The sequence below is a fragment of the Arthrobacter sp. SPT-J7 genome, assembly GCF_059089965.1.
On sequence record NZ_JBNHFF010000475.1, the window covers coordinates 1 to 1,035 of the forward strand.

Annotated in this window: 2 protein-coding genes; both read right to left on the reverse strand. The window is 65.9% G+C overall.

All coding sequences use genetic code 11. The features are described 5' to 3' along the window. The coding region (locus AC5RWX_RS33700) for an SMP-30/gluconolactonase/LRE family protein (protein WP_494100487.1) at positions 1–407 on the reverse strand (407 nt) is incomplete at its 3' end. A gap of 147 nt (positions 408–554) precedes the next feature. After that, a partial coding sequence (locus tag AC5RWX_RS33705) for a CAP domain-containing protein (protein ID WP_494100488.1) occupies positions 555–1,035 on the reverse strand: 481 nt, incomplete at its 5' end.

Consider the following 1,035-nt stretch of genomic DNA (forward strand, 5'->3'; position numbering starts at 1 on the left):
CCCTCGTGCCCTTCCTTGGTGCCCGGAAGGATCCCGTACGGCGGGTCCGTGAACCAGATACTGGAGTCGCGGGCAATCACGACGTCATTGGGCGAGTTCAGCCGGCGCCCCTGGAAGGAATCAACCAGTCCTGTCACAACTCCCCCGCGGTCACGCTCAACCCGGCGGCGCCCGTGGCTGCACTGTACAACAGATCCGTCGGCATCGAGGGTCCGGCCATTGGTGAATTCCACCCCCCGGCCGTATTCACGTGCCATCCCTGTGGCGGGGTTGTACTCAAGGATGCGGTTGTTCGGAATATCGCTCCAGCGCACCGCCTGCGACGACGGCACCCATAAGGGACCCTCAGCCCATACCGAGCCCGTGAACAGGCACTCCAACCCGCCGGTGGTCAGCTCAGTACCCATCCGCGCCCTTCCGCATCCAGTATGTGCACACCTGTGCACAGCCCTTATCCTGCCCAGCTGGCTTGAACAAGACAAGACAGCGGTGCCACCCGCCGCGTGGCCCCGCCACAATGCGATGTGGTGGGGCCGTCATGGGTGGATGCAGGATTACTTTCCGTAGGCAGCGAAGTTTTGAGTGGCAACCAACTGCGCCCCGTAATGGGAGCCGGCGGAGAGGCGGGCCGAGCCGAAGCCAAAGTCGGTCAGGCCGGGGTTGAGCATGTTGGCGTTGTGGCCCGGAGAGGCCTTCCACGCGGCGAAGAGCGCCTCGGCGTCGGCGTTCACTGCGATGTTCTCGGCTGAACGGGTCCAGCCGGACGGGATTTGGGCGGACGCATCCGGGTTGTGCCGGAAGCCCACACTGCCTTGGGCGTTGATGTCCCTCATCATGGTGTTTGACCACGTCTGCGCCACGGTTTCGAGGCCCGTGTTGTAGCGCAGCGCGGCGAGGCCGTTGGCCAGCCGGTACTGGTTGATGAGCTCGAAGGATCGCAGGGCCACTGCGTTGGAGGGCGTGCCGCCTCCAGCCGAAGCCGCGGGGGCCGGCGCAGCCGGAACGGGGACCGGAGCAGCCGGGGCTGCCGGGGCT